Source organism: Paenibacillus sp. NPDC058071 (assembly GCF_042885235.1).
Classification (GTDB): Bacteria; Bacillota; Bacilli; order Paenibacillales; family Paenibacillaceae; genus Pristimantibacillus.
In genome coordinates, this window is sequence record NZ_JBHVSK010000003.1 from 312,503 (window position 1) to 335,098 (window position 22,596).

Consider the following 22,596-nt stretch of genomic DNA (forward strand, 5'->3'; position numbering starts at 1 on the left):
TGACACGATTTGGTCACACTTTCAATCCTACTCCTTTTCAGCTTATAATGGAATTGCATATTTATTATAATTTATTATAACTTTTCTGCATAAGAGATCGTTTTCAGCTGTTCTTCTGGTCACGCTTGGTGCATTCTATTATTAATAGAAGGAGATTATCCTATGCTTGAAGAGTTGAATATGTTCGTCGCAATCGTCGAGCATTCCAGCATGAACAAAGCCGCGGCCGTACTCAACCTGTCCCAGCCCGCCTTATCGCGAAAAATCGCTAAGCTGGAGGAAGATATCGGCGTGCAGCTGTTTCGGCGAGTCGGCAAACGGCTTGAACTGACGAGAATCGGACAGCTCACTTACGAATACGCGCTGGAGCTAGGGCAAATGCATCGCCGGTTCATGAGCACCGTCGCCGAGTTCGCTCAGGAAGGGCGTACATCGATCACAATTGGGGCCAGTCTCACGACGCTGCAAACGACGCTGCCCGATTTCATTAAGGCGCTGAACGACAGCCATCCGGAATTCGACATCAAGGCGGTAACTGGCAAAACGCATGAAATCGTCAACCTCGTCCGCGAAAACAAAGCCGACATTGCGCTCGTCGCTTCGCGTATTGAGGATACGCAGCTGCACTGCGTCCCTCTGTTCGACGATCATCTGCTGCTCGTCCTGCCGACGAGTCTTGCACTCGTCGACAAGCAAGAGCTGGGCATTCAAGATTTGAACGAATTGCCAATGATTTTATTTTCTAAAGGAACGTGGTATCGGAAGCTGACGGATGAGATACTCGCCAAATACAACCTGCTGCCGGATGTAAAAATGGAGATCGATTCGTTCGAAGCGATTCTCCGACTGCTCAACACTTGCCGCGCCGCCACCCTGCTCCCTCATTCTTATCTCCGCAAACAAATGATCGAGGACAACGAGCTGACCGTCGTCTCGATCCGTGAACTGGAGGATACAAAAAGAACGACCTGCCTCATCCATTCCGACCCGGCCTATCTCGATCCGGGTGTACGAGGCTGGATTGAAGAGCTGGCCCGCAAATAATAGCGCCGCCCGGCTATGTATCAATGAAAAGGACAACGGCGTCGCGTAGCCGTTGTCCTTATCTTCACCTGATTACCGCATCTTCAAACTGCTCGATTTGATCATTCGTCCCGATCACAACCATGACGTCGCGCTCCATCAGCGTATCCGTCGCCGTAGGAGCAATAATAATGCCGCTTGGCTTATTTATAGCAACGATGCTGCAGCCGAAACGCGCCCTTGGATTGAGCTCCTTGAGCGACTTGCCGTTCATCTGCTTCGGCACGGTCAACTCGACGATCGTGTAATCCTTCGACAATTCGATATAATCGAGCAGGTTTGGCGATACGAGCTGATGCGCTACCCGGATACCCATATCCCGCTCCGGATAGACGACGCGGTCGACTCCGATTTTCTCCAGCACACGGCCATGCAATTCGCTCATTGCTTTGGCCACCACCCGCTTCACGCCCAAATCCTTCAATAATATCGTCGTTAAAATGCTCGCTTGAATATCGTCTCCAATCGCCACGACGCCGCAATCGAAGTTACGCGCGCCGAGTGAGCGCAGCGCCTCTTCGTCCGTACAATCAGCTGAAACCGCGTACGTAAGCACGTCGCTCATCTCCTGTACCGCTTCTTCGCACTTGTCGATGCCAAGCACCTCATGCCCAAGCTGAATCAACTCTCTCCCCAAGCTGGACCCGAATCTGCCGAGGCCGACGATGACAAACTGGTGATTCTTCATTCCTCTCCCATTCCCCTATCCGATCGTAATTTTCCCCTCGGGATACCGGTACAGCTCTTTCTCTGTTTTTGGGCCGAGCGCATATGCAAGCGTCAACGGGCCAAGCCTGCCGGCAAACATCGTAAACATAATAATCACTCGTCCGAAATCGGTCAGGTGCGGCGTCAAACCGGCGGATAGACCAACCGTGCCGAAAGCGGATGTCGCTTCGAACAATATTTTCATAAACTGCTGATCTTCCGTCGTCGAGAGCAGCATCGTGACGAAAATGACGAGCGCCACCGACAGCATCGTAATGGTCAGCGCTTTATAAATCCGGTCTTTCGCCAGCCGATAACGGAACATCACGATATCTTGCCGTCCGCGCACCATGGCCAGCACCGCTCCGATCAGCGTAGCGAACGTGGTCGTCTTGATCCCGCCGCCAGTCGAGCCTGAGGACGCACCGATAAACATCAATATAACGGTAAAAAATAAAGTCGCTTGCCGCATAGCCGAATAATCGAGCGTATTCGCTCCAGCTGTGCGGGGCGCAACTGACTGGAAGAGAGAAGCAAGCACTTTCTCGCCCGCATTCAAGGAACCGAGCGTATTCGCGTTTGAAAACTCGAAAATAAAAATGACGATCGCCCCAACTGCGATAAGCAGGCCGGTAGTCGTAAGGACCACTTTGCTGTGCAGCGTCAGCTTGCGGCAGTTCCGCCAATCGAGCAAATCCGAGATGACAACGAAGCCGAGACCGCCTAAAACAATAAGCAACATAGACACAATATTAATCAGCGGATCGCCGACATAGTCCGTCATACTGCGAAACTGGCCGAAAATATCAAAGCCGGCGTTATTGAACAACGAAACGGAATGGAATAGGCCGAAGTATATCGCTTTTCCGAGCGGCATATCAAAAGCGAAGCGGATAGAAAGCAGCAGCCATCCGGACGCTTCGATCAAAAGCGAATAGACAATGACTTTGCGCACCAGCTTCACGATGCCCTGCATGCTCGTCTGATTCATCGCTTCCTGCAAAATCAGACGCTCCCTCAGCGAAATTCGTTTGCGCAGCATGAGGGCGATCAGCGTGCCCGTCGTCATGAAGCCCAATCCGCCAATTTGAATAAGCAGCAGCAGAATGATCTGCCCTGGCGTCGAGAAGAACGTGCCGGTATCAACAACGGCAAGCCCGGTTACGCTAACTGCAGATGTAGCCATAAACAAAGCGTCGAGAAAACGAAGCTCCGCGCCTTCGCTTAGCGCGAGAGGGGTCATCAGCAGTACAGCGCCTATTAAAATAATGACCGCAAAACCGGATACAAGGATCCGCGGCGGCGACCATTTGCGAATATCAAAAAAGGATAACATGGATTGCGCTCCCCGGCTGTAGAGCCGTTATGGTGTAATTTGGGCATAAAAAAAGCACCGGACGCTCAATGCCGCTGCGATGAGTTCCTGTTCCACACAGCCTGCGAGGTTAGCTGACGGATTCGGGCCTGGACAGGCGGCCCTATTCGAGCGGTTCGCTTCGTATGACGAATGCGCGCCGCCGAAATTCACCCCGTGCTGACGGACAAGCCGGCAGCGTTATGGTTCCCCCGTTTTCCAACGGAAATTCGGCTGTTCTATTCGATTATCGATAACGATTATAATCCTATTTCATTCGTTTTACCAACCAAGCAAATAGCAGAATTTCGCCGAAATTAGTTCAAATTAGCCCGCCCTTGATTCGTGAGACGTTCAACGCTGTCCCAATGTCGTTATTTCTCTCGTTTTCAAACCTTTTAACCAGATTTGCGGCTGTCAAGCATTGGATATTTCAGACTGTCATATGTTATTGTTACAGAATGGCTGTCCATTACGCATTGAAAACAAGGGCTCAATAGCCGCAGGGCGAAATTAAAGTCAGAGGTGAAGCATGATTCATTCCATTGAAAAGCATGATTGGAAGCGATTTATAGTAGCCGCTCTTATCGGTTTGCTTATATTTATCGCAGCACAGCTCATTCCGTTGGCCGGCGGGGAAGCTTCCAGCGATGTAACATTCGCTAAAGCGATTGCCAAAAGCGAAGCCGAAGCGGCTGCCCGCTCCTTTTCCAAACAGCAGTTCGGGCTAGCGGCGCAGAGTGCCGATGTCATCCATCAAACCGACAGCTTGGCAAGCGGTTATTTCTCCAAAGAAAAAAAGCTCGGGGAATATGAAAAAAAATACAGCAGCAATTTTCCAACCGATGCGTTTCAAGTGCATTTGAAGCTGGAGGACGGCAGCAACGCATTCATCTACGTACATATGACCAGCAGCAGCATCGTCGGCTGGCATTGGAAAACGGGATTTGCCGTGAATGAACAGCCGCTGATTGCCGCGGCCGAAAGCTTCGCCGTTTCGAAAGGCTTTAGCAAAGAGCAGTTGACCGATCGTTACGTGAACGACGATGGAGAGGTCGTTTTCCATCCGTCAGGCTATAAGCTGGCCGACGCCTCCTTGAACCTGACTGTCGGCGTCCGGCAGCTGAACGGAGACGAGTGGACGGTTACGCGTTATAAGCCTGTATTTGAACCGCCTGCCGACTATACGGCCCACGTTAAAAAACAGCAGGATATTGCAGGCTCTATATCTGTTGTCAGCCTGATCTACATGTACGTGTTCACGCTGGTGCTCGCAATCATTTACGCGGTTTTGTACCGGCGTAATACGACTTTTAAGCGGGGAATCGCGATCAGTCTGATTTTCACTTTTTTCTATATCTTTAATAACTTAAACCTGTTAGACGGTGTTAAAGCACAGCTAGGCGAGCAAGCGACCACTCGTTCCTCGGAGATTGCGATGATGTTCGTAACCGCCCTCATGCTGCTGCCCATCGGCGTTGCCGTCTACTTCTCGCTTGTTGCCGGCGACGGCATGTGGCGCTCTTGGAAAAAGCCGCTTTGGTCCGGGTTCCGTGAACGCGGCTACGGCGATCACGTCTGGCGCAGCGTTGGCCTGTCCTATTTGTTCGCAATTATTTTGCTTGGCATTCAATCGATTATTTTTCTCGTACTGGAAAATGCGATCGGTTCTTGGTCCAGCAGCGATGCGACTCAATCGCCATATAACATGAGCGTCCTTTGGATAATGCCGATGCTCGCCTGGTGCGCAGCGATATCCGAAGAAGCAATCTACCGGCTGTTTGGCGTTGCCATCTTCAAGCGCTGGTTCCGCAACACGTTCATCGCATGCCTGATCCCGACTGTTATGTGGGCGATTGGTCATGTCGGCTATCCAATCTTTCCGTTCTATACGCGCGTAATCGAGCTTATCATCATCGGCTTGATTTTCTGTTATATCTTCCTGCGTTACGGCTTCGTGACCGCCGTCTTTACACACGCCATTTTCGACAGCCTGCTCATGTCACTCTCGCTAGTCGGCGTCGGCGGGACAGTCAACGTAACAGCGGCCATTATCTACATCATTCTGCCGGTGCCGATCGCTTGGGTCATTCGGGCGTGGCATCGCAACCGGCATCCACGACAGCCTGCTGCGCTGAATAAGTAGCGGGAACAAAACAACCGTCATCCTTTCGAATATGAAGGATGACGGTTGTTTATGCTGGTGCGGCGGCGGTCACTGACGCGTTTGTAGAGGCCTTGGAGTCGTGGCCGTTGCAGTATTGTGAAGGACTTGTTTTGAGCGAACCCAACTCATTCTGCCTCGTCCAACGGCCATTTTGGCCGCTATTTCGCACACTCGCGTACTTTTCTTCGCTTTAACGGCCGTTTTGGCCGTTACAGTAGTGTGAAAGACCTGTTTTGACCGGGCACAGCCCATTCTGTCTCGTCCAACGGCCATTTTGGCCGCTATTTCGCACACTCGCGCACTTTTCTTAGCTGTAAAGGCCGTTTTGGCCGTTACAGCTGTGTGAAGGACCTGTTTTGACCAGGCCCAACTCATTCTGCCTCGTCCAACGGCCATTTTGGCCGCTATTTCGCACACTCGCACGCTTTTCTTCGCTTTAACGGCCGTTTTGGCCGTTGCAGTAGTGTGAAGTGCCTGTTATGAGCGAACCCAACCCATTCTGCCTCGTCCAACGGCCATTTTGGCCGCTATTTCGCACACTCGCACGCTTTTCTTCGCTTTAACGGCCGTTTTGGCCGTTACAGCAGTGTGAAGGACATGTTTTGACGACCGAGCACAGCCCATTCTGCCTCGTCCAATAGTAAGGTCACCACTTCCGCTCAACAAATAGGCCAGGCCGCCCGAGTTCAACTGGGGTAGCCTGGCCTATTTGTTTTATGAAGGCTTTTCCTCATTTAACGCTTCTAATATTTGCGACGCCAGCTTATCGCCAATTGAGAGTGGCCGGAAATCTTCTACCGCAGCTTCGCGAATTTTTTTGATCGAGCCGAAGTGCTTCAGCAGCAGCTTCCGTCGCTTCTCACCGATGCCCGGAATGGCGTCCAGTTGAGAGGCAATCATCGATTTGCCGCGCTGCTCGCGGTGGAACGTAATGGCAAATCGGTGCACCTCGTCTTGGATGCGCTGAAGCAAATAAAACTCTTGGCTATCCCGCGGCAGCGGTACGATCTCCGGCGGCTCGCCGGTCATCAGTTGCGCCGTCTTATGCTTTGCGTCTTTCACGAGGCCGCATACCGGGATATGCAGCCCGAGCTCGTTATGAAGCACGTCGATCGCGGCGGAGATTTGGCCTTTTCCGCCGTCGACGACGATCAGATCGGGAGCAGCAAGCTGGTCCTTCAACACCCGTTCATACCGGCGCCGGACGACTTCACGCATCGTTTCATAATCGTCGGGTCCGACGACGGTCTTAATCTTATATTTGCGGTATTCTTTGCGATCCGGCTTGCCGTCTGTAAAAACGACCATCGCCGAAACCGGATTTGTACCTTGAATATTCGAGTTGTCGAACGCTTCGATGCGGCGAACCTCCGGCAGACCAAGCCATTCGGCCAGACCTTCGCTTGCCTTCACCGTTCGTTCCTCGTCCCGTTCGATCAGCCTGAACTTGTCCGCCAGCGCAATACGGGCGTTGTCGGTGGCCATTGCCACGACTTCACTTTTCCTCCCCCGCTGCGGCATATGGACTTTCACTTTAAGCCAATTATGAAGCGAAGCGATCACTTCATCGGCGTAAGCATCGTGGTCGATATGCTCTGCGGCTGCTGCAGCATCTCCTCCGGCAGCGTTTCGTTCTTCTTCTTCCGGCGGCTGCGGCAGCAATATTTGCTTCGGCAGCGCCGGATTGTCGCTGTAATACTGCGTAACGAAAGTCATGAAGTCATCGTATTCCTCGCCGTAGTAAGGGAAGGTTGAACCGCGCCGTTCGATCAGCTTGCCTTGGCGCATGTACAAAATTTGTACGCACATCCAGCCCTTCTCCGTCGCATAACCAAAAATATCGCGGTCAAGCGCGTCGCTCATCGTAATTTTTTGCTTCTCGATGACCGCGTCGATCGCGACGATTTGATCGCGATACTCTTTTGCCCGCTCGAATTCCATCTTTTCGGCGGCCGCTTCCATCTTCGCCTGCAAATCTCCTCTAACGACATCATGACCGCCGTTTAGGAACTTTGTTATTTCTTGAATCATTTCATCATACGTGTGCTGCTCCACTTCGAATTCGCAAGGTGCAATGCACTGTCCCAAATGATAATAAAGACAAACCTTATCAGGCAGAGTGTTGCATTTGCGCAGCGGATACAGACGGTCAAGCAGCTTTTTCGTTTGCTGGGCTGCGAAGGCGTTCGGGTACGGGCCGAAATATTTGCCTTTGTCTTTGACGACCCGCCGGGTTACCTCCAGCCTTGGATGAGCTTCATGCGTAATTTTAATATAAGGAAACGTTTTATCGTCCTTCAGCAGCACGTTGTAGCGAGGATGATGCTGCTTAATCAGGTTGCACTCCAAAATGAGCGCCTCCATATTCGAGGACGTAACGATAAAATCAAAATCGCGAATTTCTGAAACAAGTCGCTGCGTTTTCCCGTTGTGCGTACCGTTGAAATAGGAACGAACCCGGTTTTTCAAAATTTTCGCCTTGCCGACGTAAATGATCGTGCCCGCATCGTTCCGCATTAAATAACAGCCAGGCTGATCCGGGAGCAGCGCAAGTTTATTTCGTATCCGTTCGGCGGCTTCGGCATGTCCCGCCGCCTTGTTATGCTGTTGCTCGTCCATGCTTTCCCTCCCGTAACTTTCCTACCCTTCATTTTAGCATAGAAGGAAGCCGTTTCGCTTTACATTTATCCTCTCTTTTGCTTTACAATTATTCGGAATGTTGGGTATACTATATAAAGCTGAATTGCGTTCAAGGGAGGCGTCATAGATGGAAAACGTTAGAGACCCGCGCGAACATTATAACGAAGAACCGCGCGACGATTTGAAAGACGTTATATTCGGATTTGGCGGCATGCTTGGTCTGATGACCGTCATTTTCGCAGTTGCGGTCATTGTGAAATTCGTCATTTCCTAAACGAATACTCGACGCAAAAAAACAGCTGTCCCGCGTTTCTAAGCGGGGCAGCTGTTTTTTTAAAAAGCGCATAACTAAAAGAAGCTTCACCCGGATTTCCTCCGAGCGAAGCTTCTTTCTTTATTTTACGGCGCGAATCGATTCGGCCGAGTTGCCGCCCGACTCGCGTGATTTGTTTTGCTGCTCATGCTGTACATGCTTATGGGAGGGCTGGTCGAAACGGGTTCTTTCCGTACGGTCGATCTGCACGATCCGCCCGTCATGCACTGTAATAATAACGGAGCCGTACTGAAGACCGTTCACCTGTTCCGAGATTCTGTCCAGCCACTGCTGATCCAATTCCAAAGGCTTTGCCATTATTATTTCCCTCCATTATAACCGACTTACTGGGGATTATAGAGGAAGAGGAAGGACTCCCTCTTCGTCAGAAAGAGTCCTCTTCTTCGCTATAAATGTCCCAATAGCGGTCAATATGTTATTTTTTTTACGGCTATTCGCCGTTTATTCATTTTCTGCGCGATCAGACGATTTCCGCTGTGATGTCTTCCATTCGAACAACGCTTTTGCCAGCAGCGTAATGACCGCCAGCAGTACGAGCAAGGAAGCGACTGCAAAGGAAGCCGAGAACTGATACTCGTTGTACAAGATTTCGATATGGAGCGGCAATGTGTTGGTCTCCCCGCGAATATGGCCGGATACGACCGAGACGGCGCCGAACTCTCCCATCGCCCTCGCATTGCTCAAGATGACGCCGTACAGCAATCCCCATTTAATGTTGGGAACCGTCACGCGCCAAAAGATTTGCCAGCCTTTTGCGCCGAGACTAGCCGCCGCTTCCTCCTCCTGAACGCCTTGCGCCTGCATGAGCGGAATGAGCTCACGGGCGACAAATGGCACAGTTACGAAGACGGTTGCCAGTACGATGCCCGGCAGCGCAAACACAATTTGAATGCCGCGTTCATCGAGCCACGGCCCTAGAAAACCTTGCGCTCCAAACATTAGAATGTAGATCATACCGGCAATGACCGGCGAGACGGCGAACGGCAAGTCGATGAGCGTAATGAGTATATTTTTGCCTTTAAAACGGAACTTGCTGATCGCCCATGCGGCTGCAACGCCGAACAGCGTATTAAGCGGTACCGCAATGACGGCCACAAGCAGCGTCAGTCTTAAAGCGGACAGCGCGTCAGGATCAGTTATCGCAGCCGTATATACTTCGAACCCTTTCTTGAACGCTTCGACAAATACCGAAACGAGCGGCAGCATAACCACGAGTCCCAGAAACAGCAAGGCAATGACGATTAGCAGCCATTTGACGAATGGCGGCTCGGTAATATGCTTCGGTCGAACAGACGCTTCATCTGATAAATGAGCGGTTACGGCTCCTGCCATAGACTTTCCCTCCTAGTCTCCGACCGTCCGGCGGTTTATTCGCCATTGGAAGAAATTGATGAGCAGCAGAAGCAAGAACGATACGACAAGCAAAACGACTGCAATAGCGGTAGCGCCTTCGTAATCGAACTGCTCAAGCTTCGTCATAATGAGCAGAGGGGCGATCTCCGTCTTCATCGGCATATTGCCGGAAATGAAGACGACAGAGCCATATTCGCCAATGCCTCGGGCGAACGCCAGCGCGAACCCTGTTAACAACGCTGGCATCAGCTCGGGCAAGACAACCTTCCAAAACGTGCGCAGCCGATAAGCGCCCAGCATAACCGCCGCTTCTTCCGTTTCTTTCTCGAAATCCTGCAGCACCGGCTGCACGGTACGGACAACGAACGGAATGCCTATAAAAATGAGCGCAATCGTGATACCGAGCGGCGTATAAGCAACTTTAAGCCCTAGCGGCGCCAGCAGCGAACCGACCCAGCCGTTCGGCGCATAAATCGCAGTGAGCGCGATGCCGGCTACCGCCGTCGGCAGCGCAAACGGCAAATCGACGAGACTGTCGATAAACCGTTTGCCTGGAAAACGGTAGCGAACGAGCACCCAGGCGACGAGCAGACCGAATACGAGATTGACGAAAGCCGCCAAAAACGCGGTTACAAAGCTAATTCGGTACGAGGCCAGCACACGCGGATTTAAGACGATCGCCCAAAATTCGTTCCAGCTAAGACCGGAGCTTTTCACAAATACCCCGGCCAGCGGAATTAAGACAATCAAGCTTAAATAGGCAATTGTAAAGCCCATGGATAAACCAAAGCCCGGCAGGACGTTTTTCGATTTCGATTTTCCCGATTTGGAACCTTTCATGAGAAGTCAGCTCCGTTTCCGCATATCTCTCTCATAATGATTACGAACCCGGCGTATAGATTTTCTCGAAGATGCCGTCAGCGTTAAAATGCTTCTCTTGTGCTGTTTTCCAGCCGCCAAAATCGTCGATCTTCAGCAGCTCAAGCTGCTTGAACGTATCTTTGTATTTATCGGCGATCTCTTGATTAATTGGGCGATAGAAGTTTTGCGCTGCGATTTCCTGTCCTTCATCAGAGTACAAGTATTCCAGATAAGCTTTCGCAACGTCTCGCGTACCTCTCGAATCGACGATTTTATCGACGATTGCAACAGGCGGCTCAGCCAGAATGCTCAAGCTTGGATACACGATATCGAATTTGTCCTCGCCAAATTCTTTGACTGAGAGGAACGCTTCGTTTTCCCAAGCAAGCAGCACATCGCCGATACCTTTCTCAACGAACGTCGTCGTCGATCCGCGAGCGCCGGTATCCAGAACCGGTACATGTTTGTACAGCTCTTTCACAAATTCCTGCGCCTTCGCTTCGTCATTGTTGTTCTGCTTCAAGGCATAGCCCCAAGCAGCCAGGTAGTTCCAACGCGCTCCGCCCGATGTTTGCGGGTTAGGCGTAATAACTTCAACTTTATCTTTAATCAGATCGTTCCAATCTTGAATGCCTTTCGGATTGCCTTTGCGGACCAAGAAGACGATGGTCGACGTGTAAGGCGCGCTGTTATGCTCGAAGGACTTCTGCCAATCCTCTTTCAGAAGGCCCGGTTCCACCAGCGAGTCGATGTCGTAGCCAAGCGCCAGCGTTACAACGTCTGCTTTCAAACCGTCGATAACGGCGCGCGCTTGCTTGCCCGAACCGCCGTGCGACTGCTTGATCGTCACTTGCTGGCCGGTTTTATCTTTCCAATATTTCGAAAAAGCTTCATTATAAGCAACATATAATTCCCGAGTCGGGTCATAGGATACGTTCAACAATTCAACCGGCTTCAAATCTTCTTTCGGCTTATCCGTTGCAGCTGCTCCAGACGTATTATCAGTTGCAGCAGGCGGGTTCGTAGCTGATTTGTTTCCGCCGTTGCTGCTTGAGCTTCCGTTCGAGCCGCATGCGCCAAGCACCAGAGCCATGACTAGCATTAAAACGGCAGATTGAATGGCAGTACGTTTCTTCATAAGTCAACACACCCCTTATTTGTTTGTGACAGATGAATAAGCTTGCGGCTCCGGTGGTCCGGTAGTTAAAAGATTATTCCTACCTGTTTAGTTGGTTATGGAAGAATTCTACCAGTGTTTCCGCCAACCTGTCAATAGAAAAATGGTAAAAATTTATATGATTGATAAGGATTTATTATTTAAAGCAACTATCCAAAGACTGGAAGCGTATAAAATGAGATGAGCATTCAATTCGGGGCCGTCCCCCACGCTTGAACGAAAGGCGGAAATTTAATGAAATGGAAGTTCCTTCTTCCTATAGTACTAGCCGTTATACTGTTAACTGGCTCTTGGATGTATCATAATCGCAGCGACGCTGTTTACGATCGCATTATTAACAAGAACGGATACGCTCTTTCACTCGTTAAGGAACAAGTAGCCGTTGAATTTACGCTAAAGCCTGAATGGCTGCCGAAAAAGGATGGCGAGGAAAACCGCCTGAAACTTGTGATCGCTGAAAAATTCGGGACGCAAATTATTTTGGACTCCATCATTAAAAATGCAAACGAGCTCCACATCGAGTTAAACGCGGTGTCTCATCCCGATCGTGAATCAGGGCAATTACTAACAGCTTTTTATATTAATCCGAACGGTTCTTTTACGACCAATTCAGATTTCAATCGGTGGTCGATTACAGATTCCGCGGGACGTGACCTGCTCGGCGGTCAGTTTGGAATGGGCGACGGTCCAGGCAATTTAACCGGCATTTCCATTGAAAGCTCCCAATTGCATAAGTTCGAACAAGACGTTCTCGTTCGATTCTCGGGCTACAATTTATATAGCTATCACCTTTTGGACAGCGGGCTTTCATCTTATTTGTACTTTATTCCTTTGCTAATTGTGCTGGCTCTCCTTCCGCTTCTGTACCGGCGGCGCACTTCCGATGAGAGAGGGCTGGAATGGAGGCTGATTGGCTATACGCTGCTCGGCGGCTTCACGCTTTCGCTCAATGAGGTGAAACTGCCGCTCGGCTTCGCCGTTTATTTTCCATTTTTCAGCAAAACGAAAGCTAATTTTGCGATCAAAAACAAAGCGGCGCTGCTGGGGCTGCTGCTCTATCTATGGCAGTTGTTCATGCCTGCCGCTGCAGGATTGGCAACCGGGGATTTCAAAAGCGCTGTCATCCGTCACGTTTCCGAAGAAGAACTCGGCTACGACGGGCTATGGAAAAGCCTCATTGCTCAAACGAAAATCGGACAGCATGCCAAACTTGCCGATTTTGAAGTGACGCATGCCGAGAGCGGTGAATGGATTCAACTGAACTTCCGTCTCGTTGAACGGTCAGGCGACCGCTATCTTCATACCGAGGCTCTCTATGACGTACAAAAGCTTCAATTGAAGTTGACTCGACATGCCTCTACGAATCAATGGGTGCAATACGACCGTCAAATGGACGCCGGCTATTTTTTTGAGCAAGCCGACCTGCTGCAATTTGCGCATTTGAGAGATGACGACTTCCCCTACGGAAAGCTGAAGCTGATGAGCGACGGTACGAAAGTCAGCTATGGCATTAAAGAGGGTCACAAATTCGAGGTGAATGAAAACGGTGTGAAGCCAATCGAAAACGATCAGCTTCCCGTGCAGGGCTACTGGCTCCACACATGCGGCGTCAACAGCGAGAAAGACAACGGCTGTGCAAGCCGCGCCGATTATTTATTCGATGTAAAAGCGTAGAATACCGCAGGTTAAAAAAATAAAAGGCGCGATTGCCGGGAGGGGCTTCCTCCACGCAATCGCGCCTTTTATTTTCTATAAAAAGCTTATGCTTGCAATTGAACGGCCGCCTTCGGCAGACTGTCCGCATTAAGCGGGAAGTGGCAAGCAACCTGCCTGCCTTCTCCTACTTCACGCAGCAAAGGCTCTTCTTCCGAGCAGCGAGCCTGTGCGAACGGACAGCGCGGGTGAAAGCGGCAGCCGCTAGGCGGATTGGCCGGCGACGGCACGTCGCCTTGCAGCACGATGCGCTCCCGCTTTCGGCCCGGATCGGGCCGCGGAATCGAGGAGATAAGCGCCGCCGTATAGGGATGAAGCGGCTTGTCGAACAGTTCCTCGGTTGGGCCGACCTCGGCCAGCTTGCCTAGATACATAACGCCGACGCGGTCTGAGATATGGCGCACAACATGGAGGCCGTGCGCAATAAACAGAAACGTCAGCCCGAGCTCGCGCTGCAGCTTCATCAGCAAGTTGAGCACCTGGGATTGCACTGAAACGTCCAGCGCCGATACCGCTTCGTCGGCGACGATAAACTTCGGATTGAGCGCAATCGCGCGGGCAATGCCGATCCGCTGGCGTTGTCCGCCGGAAAATTCATGCGGATAGCGATTGCGTCTCGTAGCATCGAGACCGACAAGCTCCATCAATTCGACGACGCGGCGATCGATCTCTTTTGGCTTCAGCTTCTGATGCAGCCGCAGCGGCTCGCCGATAATATCTTTCACGAGGATACGCGGATTGAGCGAGCCGTAAGGATCTTGGAAGATGATCTGCATCTCCTTGCGGAGCTCGCGAAGCTCCCGCCCTCCCACAGCTTGAACGTCCCGGCCTTCGAATACGACCTCGCCGGACGTTGCCCGCTGAAGGTTCAGCACAACCCGTCCGAGCGTCGACTTCCCGCAGCCCGATTCGCCGACAAGACCAAACGTTTCGCCCTGCCGAATCGATAGCGAAATGTCGTCAACCGCTTTGACATGCCCGATAACGCGGTTCAGCAGGCCCGTTTTGATCGGAAAATACTTTTTCACGTTTTTCAGTTCCAGTACATAGTCCGTATTCACGATCAGTCACCTCTGCTCCGCTTCGAATTGCCAATGCTGCGACCGGGCTTCCGGCCCGTACATCCAGCAACTGACTTGATGTCCATCGCCTGCTGCTGCGAAAGAAGGCGGCTCCTGCTCCGCGCATACGGCCCTTGCGTTCGGACAGCGCGGGTGGAAGCGGCAGCCTGTTGGCAGCTGCGACAAGCCCGGGATGTTTCCTTTAATCGTATACAAATCGCCGCCACGCTTGCCCTCAAGGCTCGGCACCGACTTCAGCAGCCCCACCGTGTAAGGATGGCTCGGCTGGTTGAAAATATCTTCCACCGCTCCTTCCTCCACAATTACGCCTGCATACATTACGGCAATGCGATCCGCTACTTCGGCGGCAACACCCATGTCATGGGTAATCAGCAGCACGGACATGCCGAGCTCGCGCTGCAGCTTTAGCAGCAGGTCAAGAATTTGCGCCTGCACAGTGACGTCAAGCGCCGTCGTCGGTTCGTCGGCGATCAGTAAGGCGGGATCGCAAGCCAATGCGATAGCGATAACGACGCGCTGGCACATGCCGCCGGACAATTCATGCGGATATTGTTTTGCCCGCATTTCCGGCGCCGGAATCCCGACCAGCCGAAGCAAATCGACTGCTGCCTTTACCGCTTCCGACTTGTTTTTACCTTGATGCAGCATGATGCTTTCGGCGATCTGATCGCCCACCGTATAGACCGGATTCAAAGCCGACATCGGATCCTGGAAAATCATCGCGATTTGATTGCCGCGAATGCGAATCATCTCGTCCTGGCTCTTCACCGCAAGATTTTCGCCCTGAAATAGCACGTCTCCTTCCAAAATCGCGCCGCCGGCATAGTCGATCAGTCGCATGACGGACAGCGCCGTCACGCTTTTGCCGCTGCCCGACTCGCCGACAAGGCAGAGCGTCTGGCCTTTCTTCAGCTTCAAGTTGACGCGGTCGGTCGCCTTTACGACGCCTTTATCCGTAGCGAAGCCAGTCGTTAAGCCCCGGATTTCGAGAAGCGCTTTCTCCATTGCTCCAGCCTCCTTCCGGTCGTTTTCTTCCTGGGGTTAAAAGCGTCCTGCAGCCCGTCTCCGATAAAGTTAACGGCCAACACGACGATCAGAATGCACATGCCCGGATAGATCGCCTGCAGCGGATCGACGAGCATAAATTGCTGAGCGTTGCTGAGCATTAATCCCCAACTCGTATCCGGCGCTTGAATGCCAAGTCCGAGATAAGACAACGCCGACTCGCTCAGAATGGCCGATCCAACCATTAGCGTAGCGTTAACGATAATCGGGAAGCTGGAGTTGCGCAGCAGATGGCGGAATATGATACCGGCGTTGGATACGCCGATCGCTCTGGCCGCTTCAACATACTGCATTTCCCGCAGCTGCAGGAAGGTGCCTCGCACAAGGCGGGCAACACTCATCCAGCTCGTCAGCACGAGTACGATAATCATATAGCTGAACTTGGTGCCGAAGATTGCAAGAATCAGAATGTTTAAAAACAACAGTGGAATCGAATTCATTACGTCGACGAGACGCATAAAACAAGAATCGATAAAACCGCCGAAATAGCCGGAAACCGCACCCACCAGCGTACCGATCAGCACCGCGCCAATCGCAACGGAGAAGCCGACCAGCAACGAAATGCGAGCACTATAGATCAGTCTGGCAAATATATCGCGGCCTAGTTCGTCGGTGCCGAGCAAATGTCCATCTGTACCCGCTTTCAGATTGGTAAACATCATATCGATTTTTGCCGGATCATACTTGGTCAGAAGAGGAGCAAATGCCGCCATAAGAATAAACAGTATGAGCACGATTAGCCCCGTCACTGCATACGGATTTTTCCGAAAGCTGGCCCAGCCGGTACGCCACGGTCCCGGAGGCCGCTTTAGCTTCTCCGTTCGGCCCGATTTGTCCGGTCTCGCCGGCGACGGCTCAGGTGTGGAAGACGGCGATTTCAATAAAGCGTCACTCATGCTGACCGGCCTCCTTTTTTGCCAAGCTGCACTCTCGGATCGACGACCGCATACAGCAGATCGGCGATCAAATTGCCAATGATGACGATAACTGCCGTTATCATCGTAATCGCCATCAGCACGTTATACTCACGCGCAACTGCATATTCGACAAACATCCGGCCCATGCCCGGCCAGTTGAACACGCTTTCGGTTAAAGCGGCGCCCGCCACCAGCATCGGCAGATCGAGCGCGATAATGGTGATGATCGGAATGAGCGCATTCCGCAGCGCATGCTTGTAAATCACTTTGCCTTCACGGACGCCCTTGGCTCGCGCCGTTCGAATGTAATCCTGGTGCAGCACCTCCATCATGCTGGAGCGTGAATATTTCACATAAGCGGCTAAGAAGCCGAGCGTCAGCACCGAAACCGGCAAAACCAAATGCTGGAGCAGATCTCCGATCTGGCCTTCATTGCCCATCGTATACATATCCGACAGCGGCAGCCAATCCAGCTTGATGGCGAATATTTGCTGCAAGATGATCCCGAACCAGAACGTCGGCATCGCAAAGCCCAAGTACGAAATAAAGGAAGCCGTCTGATCAGACAGGCTGTATTCTCTTGTGCTGTTGTAGATTCCCCAAGGAATCGCGATAAGGAGCGTCAAGATCCAGGCCGAGCCCATAAGCACGACCGTATTTTTCACCGTTGGCCAGAGCAGATCGGCGACGGGCTTGTTGTTTTTGAACGTTGTGCCTAAATCGCCCTTTAAGAAATTACCGATCCACTTGATGTACTGCTCGGGGACCGACTTGTCCAGCCCCATATTATGCGCTTGTGTCTGAAACGCTTCCGGCGACAGGCCCGGAGCGAGCATAATTTGGAAAGGACCGCCCGGAGCCAGATGGATCAGGCTGAACGTGACAATCGTAATCAGAAATAGAACCAAGACGGATTGCAATACGCGCCGGATAATAAATTCTGTCATGCCTCCATCCTCCCAAGAGTGTAATTAGAAATGACGCGAGGAGAGGAGTTCATTCCCCTCTCCCGCGCTCTTATAGCAGCTGCTCTCGGTTAGACATTACTCGGCAATCCACCATTTGATAATATGGAAGAAGTATCCGTTCTGGTGCGACGGCTCCGGCGCATCCTCTTCGGCGTATTTGACTTTCGGCCCGATGCCTTGCGGGTTGCCGTATTGATACAGGAAGACGTAAGGCAGATCGGCAGAAATTTCTTCAGCGACGACGTCGTAGATTTTTTTCCGTTCCGCTTGGTCGACAACCGAATAGCCGTCAACCCACAGCTTGTCGAGCTTCTCGTTTTTGTACCATCCGGAGTTTTGACCAGTTGGCGGGAAATATTTCGACGAGAAGATGCTTTCTTGGTTCGGGTCCGGCGAATCCATCGACCAGCCGAGCAGGACGGCCGGGAATTTGCCAGGTGTCAGATTCTGGTCAATCCAAGTCGAGAACTCCATCGCCTTCGGCTTCACTTCGATGCCGACGTCTTTCAAGTTTTGCTGAATAATTTGCGATACTGCCTCGCGGCGGCTGTTGCCCGAGTTGTATTGCAGCTCGAAGGAGAAGCGGACGCCGTCCTTCACAACAATACCGTCCTTGCCAGCCACCCAGCCGTCTTCGGCGAGCAGCGCCTTCGCTTTCTCCGGATCATAGCCGTAGTTGATTGCTTTATCGCCCGGATCGGCCCACGAGCCCGGCAGGAATGGCGAGTTCATCAGGTAGCCGTAGCCCTTCAGCACGTTATCGACCATGCCTTGGCGATTCAACGCGTACGCGATCGCTTGGCGGCTTTTTTGCGATTCGAACGGCACTACTTTGTTCGGGAAGTTATCCTTGTTGAAGCTAAAGTTAATGTATTCATAAGTTGCGTTTCTTCCTTTAATGACGTTGATTTTGTCGTTGCCTTCAATTGCCGCCAACTGGGTGATTGGAATGGCCAGCGTCGTATCGACGTCGCCTTTGATCAGTGCTTGAACCTCTGTGTTCTGATCGGCGTAAATTTTATAAACGACCTTCTGAATATGAGGCTTCACTTCGCTCCAATATTCCGGATAGGCTTCGAACGTCAAATATTGCGCTTCTTTCCATTCCGTCCATTTCCATGGGCCGTTCGTGACCGTCTGCGCCGGATCTTTGCCGAATACGTGTTTTTGCAGCTCTTTCGGGTTCACATCCTTCAAGATATGATTCGGAGCCGGTCTGAACGTCAAGGAATAGGCGAAAGGCGCGTATACTTGCTTCAGTGTAATATTGACCGTATGGTCATCTACTTTATCCAATTTATCCACTTTGTCGAAGTTGCTGATACCAGGCGAACCGACATCGGGATTTATAGTCGCATTAATAGAAAAAATAATGTCATCGGCCGTAACCGGTGTACCGTCGCTCCATTTCGCGCTGTTTTTCAGCTTAACGGTATACGTTTTGCCGTCTTCGGATATAGCCGGCGGCTCGGAAGCGAGCGACCAAGGCTCGGCAATGACGTTGCCGTCGCGATCGAGATCGTACAATTTCGAGAAAAGGAAGTTTTCTGCATCGCCTGAGGCGGTGTCCTGAACAAAAAGCGGGTTGACGCTAACGATATCGGAGAACGTACTGATGGTCAGCGTGCCTCCGTCTTTCGGGGTGTTCGGATCTGCTGCCGGAGCGTCCGTAGGCGCCTTTGTAGCGGCGTCGGTCGCTTTGGGAGCGTTAGTCGGGCTATTGGAATTGTTCGATGAGCATCCTGCAATGAGCACGAATGCCATAAGCAGTACAACTATGTAGCTTCTAGGCTTGTATTTCATCGTAATCTCCTCCTTTTTTGTATTTGCCAATCGTTCTGAAAGCGCTCTTTTATTCAATCTTTTAAATTTTCAGATAATTTTAGGCAGACTATTGCATTCCTGATTCGATAAATTTACTATAGTATCATCAGCAATTAGAAGCATTTGCCAGTGCCGCTCATCAGGACAAACGTCTGTCCCCAGAGCTAGCTGCAATCAACCCTCCCCGGCGTACCAACCCCCGCCACCCAAATATGACACATTCTCTCAACTCCCTTCTTAGCATCAAAGTATACTACAATATATTAACGCGGTAAATGGTGAAAGTGATATTTGTTTACAAAAAAAATAAGCGTGCTTCGATTTTTTATTTTAAAAAACCGATACACGCTTATTTTATGATGTTTGTATGTTAGCTTTTACGACCCCGTTTATTATCGCCGTTTACCATGACGACCTGCACGTAAGGTCTAATCCGATCCATCAGCCGCTGGCCTTTATGCCGTTCGTCACCGTCTTTGCTTGTAAAGCTGAAATGCTGTTCCAGCGCTTCCAGACCGTGGTTGGACGTGTAAAAGGTAGGTTTGCGGTTCATCCTATAATTCAAAATCGAGCCTAGTACATGATCCCGTACCCATGGATTCAAATTTTCCGCTCCGATATCGTCGAAGATAAGCAGATCGGTCTCTTTCATCATCTCAACGGTTTCCTTCAGCTTGCCCGGCTCGTGCATCATCGATTTCAAATCCTCGACGAACTCCGGCATATAGACAATTGCGCCGGTATAGCCCGCTTTGGCCAGCTCGTGCAGCAGGTAGCACATGAGAAACGTTTTTCCCGTGCCGAAGCTGCCCGCCAAATAAAGCCCTTCCTGCTGCAAGCCTTCCTCTTTCGTACGATCGATATAGTTTAAAATCTGATAAGCCGCTTCCGTCCGGTTCGGATCGTTAAACAGAATCTCATCCGCCGAATAGCCATTTTCAAGCGCACGCTCGTCTACATAAAAGCTGCGAATACGGCTCTTAATTTGCTCCTCGCTGCGGCGAGCAGTAAATTTTTTGCACGATACTTTGCGGTCGTACAGCTGCGGGTTGCCGTTAACGCTCTCGCTCGATAGAAGCGTATAGTGTCCTTCGAAATCATTCGGACACTTGTCGAGCCCCGGACAATTCGTACAATTGCGGTACTCCGTCACATATTGATAAACGCGGTTTAGATTGAGCCGGACCGCCTGCTCGTCCAGTTCGGGATGCTTCTCCAGCAGCCGCTCGACAAGCGGATCGGCCATCAGCTCTTCCATCATTTGGTCTGCCTGATTCGTCATCTTGCGTCCCGCCGGCCAAGCCTTCAGCAATTCGCCAAGCGATTCCATCTCTATTCACCCGCCTTATTATTTATTACTTGCCGTCCAGCTTGCGAGCCAGCCGGCGCATTTCCTCAAGCCGCTCCGGCGAGATCGCAGCTCCCCCGTCACCGCTCTCCTGAGGGACGATCGGAATAGACGGCTTCCGCGACGCGCCCGTTCTTGCCCCGCCGCTTCTGGCTCCGCCTCTGCCTGCGGAAGGCGAAACGCCCGCTTTAGAACGGCGCTCCTTTTCCTGCTCGACGGCGGTCTGCTCGCGCACATAATCGACCGCCTTCTCAAACGTATCGATCTGCTTCATCAGCATATTGGAGACGACCGCTTCAACGAACGATTTGGTTACGCGCTGCGCGTCGTTCATCCCAATTACATAATAAATAAGAACATTTATGACCGGTGCCGGCAATCGGTAGTTCAAGTCGATCCGTTCGAAGGTTCTCTCGATCCAGTCCGGCACTGCGCCAGGGAAAAACCGCTGTAAAAAGCGGGTATGAGGCTCGTTCCGCATCAGCATGTTGAACTGCTGCACGTCGCACCGTCCAAGCAACTGGCTTGGAACGCTTAAATAATATTCCTCGGGAACGCCTACCTCTTCCAACTCGTCCTCGTTCTCGGTTTGCGCTTGCGAACGGGCTATCGCCCGCTGCCGGTCGCCTTCCCGCTTCTTATCCTGCCGGTACAGCTGATTGGCCCGCAGCTGCAACTCGTCAAGGAGCAGCTCGCCGTCCGGCTGGAAAACGCCATCCTCATCAAGAAGACGGCATACGTCGGCGACCGATAAATGGTACTTATAGGCGACGTAGTTGATTTGCGCCAGCCGGTCTTCGTTGTGCCGCAGTCTCTCGACGTAAGTGCGGTTCGCGGAGTTTCGCGGAAAACGCAGGATGATTTCGCCATAGGCCATGCCCGCCGTTTCCAACTGAGCGCGCGAAGCGGCTTGCCTGGCAGGGGCCACCTCGGAGAGCGCTTGCTCCAGCTCGTTGTCGACCGATTGCGCATTCAACTGGAACAGCTCGTAAAACGGTACGGATATGTTTTCCTTCGTCAACTTTTGACGCGCATCCGCAAGCTCGTCAGGCTCTGCCGCGCCAAACGATTCGCGCAAGGAAATGACCGCGTACTTGCCGATTTTATCTCTTAGCAGCATCGTCAAATGCTGGTTGCGGAAAAACTCGCTTGGCGAAAGCGGCGCGATCAATTCATACTCGTAGAGGACATCGGCCTGATCGGGCATGCCCAAACGGGATGTCTGCAGCAAGCCGACCGCTTCCAGCTTCGAAGCTTGCTCAACCAGCGATTTACGGCTGCGCTCGCTCATGTCGAGGCCGAGGCCAAGAAACAGCTTGCGCTGCGGCTCGATCGGCGAGTAGCCAGCCTGGCCTTCGGGAACGCCGTGATAGAGCTGCTGGAACAGCGCTATCGCAAACGCGCCGATTAGAGGCTGATAAATGAGCGTTAACATTTTATAATCCAAGCTGCTTAGCGAAAAATCACGAAATATGTAATATCGGTGATGTTCCGTAAATTGCAATATATTACCGATGCGCACGCGCCATCTACTCCATCCATCTATACTTGCTTTGCTTTCTATCATTCTAACATAAAACCGTACTCCACAAGAGGGGTCGAAAAATAGAAAAATCCCCCGATGGAGGATTTTCATTGCTAAAACATTTTATAGCCGCCCCGCCGCAGCGCGCGGATCGCCCAGCCGCTCACGTAAGCGCCGACCAGCGCTCCGATGACCGGAATGAGATCGACAATCGTAAAGGCGGTAAAGTTGCCTACGAACGATTTGCTCTCGTCCCATGTTTGCCAAATATAAAGCGGCACAAGCACGATGATAAAAACATAGATTGGAAACCAAGTCGTTTTTAAAAGCATATTGAGAATGAAGCCGATGCCGAACATCATGACCAAGAACAGCACCGTCGCCACAATTAGCTGAAGCATGCACAATTCCCCTTTATGTATGAGACTCTCGTTCTCAGTTTAATGAAAGCATTTGCGGAAGTCAATCGGACAAGCC

Annotated in this window: 19 protein-coding genes and 1 riboswitch; of the genes, 4 read left to right on the forward strand and 15 right to left on the reverse strand. The window is 51.6% G+C overall.

Going from position 1 to position 22,596, the window contains the following annotated elements; genetic code table 11:
* Positions 1 to 162: 162 nt before the first annotated feature.
* On the forward strand, positions 163 to 1,044 hold the full coding sequence (locus ACFVTB_RS06845) for a LysR family transcriptional regulator (RefSeq protein ID WP_387746680.1): 882 nt from the start codon (positions 163 to 165) through the stop codon (positions 1,042 to 1,044).
* Positions 1,045 to 1,108: 64 nt separating this feature from the next.
* On the opposite strand, the gene ACFVTB_RS06850 is transcribed toward ACFVTB_RS06845, so the two are convergent.
* Together ACFVTB_RS06850 and ACFVTB_RS06855 are read right to left on the reverse strand one after the other, a co-directional pair.
* Positions 1,109 to 1,771 (reverse strand): potassium channel family protein, encoded by a 663-nt coding sequence (locus ACFVTB_RS06850; protein ID WP_387746682.1) that lies wholly within the window; start codon positions 1,769 to 1,771, stop codon positions 1,109 to 1,111.
* Positions 1,772 to 1,786: 15 nt separating this feature from the next.
* The gene (locus ACFVTB_RS06855; RefSeq protein ID WP_387746684.1) at positions 1,787 to 3,127 is read right to left on the reverse strand and encodes a TrkH family potassium uptake protein; all 1,341 of its coding nucleotides are present in this window, start codon (positions 3,125 to 3,127) and stop codon (positions 1,787 to 1,789) included.
* An 83-nt stretch (positions 3,128 to 3,210) separates the two neighbouring features.
* Positions 3,211 to 3,391: riboswitch (cyclic di-AMP (ydaO/yuaA leader) on the reverse strand.
* A gap of 286 nt (positions 3,392 to 3,677) precedes the next feature.
* Here ACFVTB_RS06855 and ACFVTB_RS06860 point away from each other — a divergent pair.
* On the forward strand, positions 3,678 to 5,291 hold the full coding sequence (locus ACFVTB_RS06860; RefSeq protein ID WP_387746686.1) for a CPBP family intramembrane glutamic endopeptidase: 1,614 nt from the start codon (positions 3,678 to 3,680) through the stop codon (positions 5,289 to 5,291).
* Between the two features lie 735 nt (positions 5,292 to 6,026).
* Here the strand turns inward: ACFVTB_RS06860 and uvrC are convergent.
* The gene (uvrC, locus tag ACFVTB_RS06865) at positions 6,027 to 7,931 is read right to left on the reverse strand and encodes an excinuclease ABC subunit UvrC (RefSeq protein ID WP_387746688.1); all 1,905 of its coding nucleotides are present in this window, start codon (positions 7,929 to 7,931) and stop codon (positions 6,027 to 6,029) included.
* A 148-nt stretch (positions 7,932 to 8,079) separates the two neighbouring features.
* On the opposite strand from uvrC, the gene ACFVTB_RS06870 reads away from it, so the two are divergent.
* Positions 8,080 to 8,226: a YqzM family protein gene (locus tag ACFVTB_RS06870; protein WP_387746690.1), complete on the forward strand. Its 147-nt coding sequence runs from the start codon at positions 8,080 to 8,082 to the stop codon at positions 8,224 to 8,226.
* Between the two features lie 120 nt (positions 8,227 to 8,346).
* Here ACFVTB_RS06870 and ACFVTB_RS06875 read toward each other — a convergent pair whose 3' ends face one another.
* From ACFVTB_RS06875 to ACFVTB_RS06890, 4 genes are all read right to left on the reverse strand, one after another.
* Entirely contained in the window at positions 8,347 to 8,583 is a 237-nt protein-coding gene (locus ACFVTB_RS06875; RefSeq protein ID WP_387746692.1) for a YezD family protein, read from the reverse strand.
* 144 nt (positions 8,584 to 8,727) lie between these two features.
* Positions 8,728 to 9,618, reverse strand: coding sequence for a sulfate ABC transporter permease subunit CysW (cysW, locus tag ACFVTB_RS06880; RefSeq protein WP_387746694.1), 891 nt, complete (start codon positions 9,616 to 9,618; stop codon positions 8,728 to 8,730).
* Between the two features lie 12 nt (positions 9,619 to 9,630).
* A complete protein-coding gene (gene cysT / locus ACFVTB_RS06885; RefSeq protein WP_387746695.1) occupies positions 9,631 to 10,479 on the reverse strand; it encodes a sulfate ABC transporter permease subunit CysT in 849 nt (282 codons plus the stop codon).
* Between the two features lie 40 nt (positions 10,480 to 10,519).
* Positions 10,520 to 11,638 carry a sulfate ABC transporter substrate-binding protein gene (locus tag ACFVTB_RS06890; protein ID WP_387746697.1) on the reverse strand — a complete coding sequence of 373 codons (1,119 nt, stop codon included), beginning with the start codon at positions 11,636 to 11,638 and terminating at the stop codon, positions 10,520 to 10,522.
* Between the two features lie 273 nt (positions 11,639 to 11,911).
* Here ACFVTB_RS06890 and ACFVTB_RS06895 point away from each other — a divergent pair, with 273 nt between their 5' ends.
* Positions 11,912 to 13,351: a hypothetical protein gene (locus ACFVTB_RS06895; protein ID WP_387746699.1), complete on the forward strand. Its 1,440-nt coding sequence runs from the start codon at positions 11,912 to 11,914 to the stop codon at positions 13,349 to 13,351.
* 86 nt (positions 13,352 to 13,437) lie between these two features.
* Here ACFVTB_RS06895 and ACFVTB_RS06900 read toward each other — a convergent pair whose 3' ends face one another.
* The 8 genes from ACFVTB_RS06900 to ACFVTB_RS06935 all read right to left on the reverse strand — a co-directional run bounded on the left by ACFVTB_RS06900 (position 13,438) and on the right by ACFVTB_RS06935 (position 22,520).
* Entirely contained in the window at positions 13,438 to 14,451 is a 1,014-nt protein-coding gene (locus tag ACFVTB_RS06900) for an ABC transporter ATP-binding protein (RefSeq protein WP_387746701.1), read from the reverse strand.
* Between the two features lie 6 nt (positions 14,452 to 14,457).
* A complete protein-coding gene (locus ACFVTB_RS06905; protein ID WP_387746703.1) occupies positions 14,458 to 15,477 on the reverse strand; it encodes an ABC transporter ATP-binding protein in 1,020 nt (339 codons plus the stop codon).
* On the reverse strand, positions 15,444 to 16,433 hold the full coding sequence (locus tag ACFVTB_RS06910; RefSeq protein ID WP_387746705.1) for an ABC transporter permease: 990 nt from the start codon (positions 16,431 to 16,433) through the stop codon (positions 15,444 to 15,446). Before ACFVTB_RS06910 ends, ACFVTB_RS06905 begins: the two co-directional genes overlap by 34 nt.
* Positions 16,430 to 17,401, reverse strand: a complete 972-nt coding sequence (locus ACFVTB_RS06915) for an ABC transporter permease (RefSeq protein ID WP_387746707.1) — start codon at positions 17,399 to 17,401, stop codon at positions 16,430 to 16,432. Before ACFVTB_RS06915 ends, ACFVTB_RS06910 begins: the two co-directional genes overlap by 4 nt.
* 96 nt (positions 17,402 to 17,497) lie before the next feature.
* The gene (locus ACFVTB_RS06920; protein ID WP_387746708.1) at positions 17,498 to 19,225 is read right to left on the reverse strand and encodes an ABC transporter substrate-binding protein; all 1,728 of its coding nucleotides are present in this window, start codon (positions 19,223 to 19,225) and stop codon (positions 17,498 to 17,500) included.
* 391 nt (positions 19,226 to 19,616) lie between these two features.
* Positions 19,617 to 20,576 (reverse strand): primosomal protein DnaI, encoded by a 960-nt coding sequence (gene dnaI / locus ACFVTB_RS06925; RefSeq protein WP_387746710.1) that lies wholly within the window; start codon positions 20,574 to 20,576, stop codon positions 19,617 to 19,619.
* A gap of 25 nt (positions 20,577 to 20,601) precedes the next feature.
* Complete coding sequence (locus ACFVTB_RS06930) at positions 20,602 to 22,116, reverse strand: replication initiation and membrane attachment family protein (protein ID WP_387746712.1); 1,515 nt, start codon at positions 22,114 to 22,116, stop codon at positions 20,602 to 20,604.
* A 116-nt stretch (positions 22,117 to 22,232) separates the two neighbouring features.
* A complete protein-coding gene (locus tag ACFVTB_RS06935; protein ID WP_387746714.1) occupies positions 22,233 to 22,520 on the reverse strand; it encodes a YuiB family protein in 288 nt (95 codons plus the stop codon).
* Positions 22,521 to 22,596 lie beyond the last annotated feature (76 nt).